This is a genomic window from bacterium, assembly GCA_040755795.1.
GTDB lineage: Bacteria > UBA9089 > CG2-30-40-21 > CG2-30-40-21 > SBAY01 > JBFLXS01.
In genome coordinates, this window is record JBFLXS010000672.1 from 1 (window position 1) to 1,436 (window position 1,436).

Here is a 1,436-nt window from a genome sequence, read left to right on the forward strand (position 1 = left end):
TACTATCTAACGAGATGAATCCAAATCTCTCTGAACAACAAAAAGATTTGTAGTGCGAGGCGTTAGCCTCACTTCTGGCAAGCCAAAAGGCGAACCTAAAGGTTCGCACTACATTTATGGGATGTCACAGGTTAATTCGTGTGCATTTGGGGTTAATTCCCTTAATTCTCTGTGAACTCTGTGCCTCTGTGGCTGAACGGTTACGATAATTCATCAAATTTCACTTCGTGCTCTCCGTGCCCTTCGTGGTGAATAGTTACATCATAAATTTAATACCTCTTTATTCATCAATGTTCTCTGATTTTATACATTTTTTGTTTTTTTTCATCTCGCCAATCATGTAAAATTACCGGCCCAAATACTGCCCATAAAATTATGATTAAACCCAGTATAATTATGCCTATATTTTCCATAGTTTTACTTCCTTTTTAAAAGCATAATTCCAATAGCCAGACAGGAAAGATATAATATTACTCCCAGACACACAAACCATAGACTAATAATTTGTTTAGAAATCAGGAGTCCAAATATTAATGCCGCTATGGCAAAGTTGCCCAGATCAAATATTTTTTGTGCTATAATTTTTCGATTTTCTTTTTCTAATTGCATTTTTATCTGCTATCCTTTTTTCACCGCAGAGGTAACTCCCACTAACTTTGTGTTTTTGCGTCTCTGCATGATTATTATTTTATCTTTTCCTCTGTATCTCTGCATCTGTGCGGTTCATTTTTTCTGTTTCCTGACTTCTGTCTTCTGCTTTCTGCCCTTTGGTCTATGGTCTTTGGTTTTCTATGCAATCACCTCAGTCACTACACCTGCTCCTACAGTATGTCCACCTTCTCGAATAGCAAATCGAACCTCTTTCTCCATCGCAATCGGTGTAATTAATTCGACCGTCATATTCACATTGTCTCCTGGCATTACCATCTCTATCCTTTCTGGCAATTCTATTGCCCCTGTCACATCTGTCGTCCGAAAATAAAATTGAGGTCGATACCCTTTAAAAAATGGTGTATGTCTGCCACCCTCTTCCTTTTTCAATACATATACCTCTGCCTTGAACTTCGTATGTGGTGTTATCGTCCCTGGTGCCGCAATTACCTGCCCTCGCTCTATCTTCTCTTTATCTATCCCTCGTAATAATAACCCAATATTATCTCCTGCCTCTCCCTGGTCTAATGTCTTCCTGAACATCTCAACCCCTGTAACAACTGATGTCTGCGTCGGCCTTATCCCTACTATTTCTACTGCATCCCCTGTCTTTATCACCCCTCGTTCTGCTCTACCTGTTGCCACTGTCCCTCGTCCGGTAATCGAAAATACATCCTCCACTGCCAATAAAAATGGCTTATCCTTCTCTCGCTTCGGAAGGGGTATATATGTATCTATCGCCTCCATCAAATTATGTATTGCCCCACAATGAGGACATTCTTTCT

General features: G+C 39.9%; 3 protein-coding genes. All 3 read right to left on the bottom strand.

Features of this window, described 5'->3' with window-relative positions:
- Window positions 1–287 precede the first annotated feature (287 nt).
- Window positions 288–413, bottom strand: a complete 126-nt coding sequence (locus AB1414_20795) for a hypothetical protein (protein MEW6609849.1) — start codon at window positions 411–413, stop codon at window positions 288–290.
- Window positions 414–417: 4 nt separating this feature from the next.
- A complete protein-coding gene (locus tag AB1414_20800) occupies window positions 418–609 on the bottom strand; it encodes a hypothetical protein (protein MEW6609850.1) in 192 nt (63 codons plus the stop codon).
- Between the two features lie 180 nt (window positions 610–789).
- Window positions 790–1,436 (bottom strand): EF-Tu/IF-2/RF-3 family GTPase (locus AB1414_20805; GenBank protein ID MEW6609851.1); only part of this gene is annotated, 647 nt, incomplete at its 5' end.

Coding starts and splice junctions, on each gene's coding strand:
- AB1414_20795 (MEW6609849.1), bottom strand. CDS start 413: ATGGAAAATATAGGCATAATTATACTGGGTTTAATCATAATTTTATGG.
- AB1414_20800 (MEW6609850.1), bottom strand. CDS start 609: ATGCAATTAGAAAAAGAAAATCGAAAAATTATAGCACAAAAAATATTT.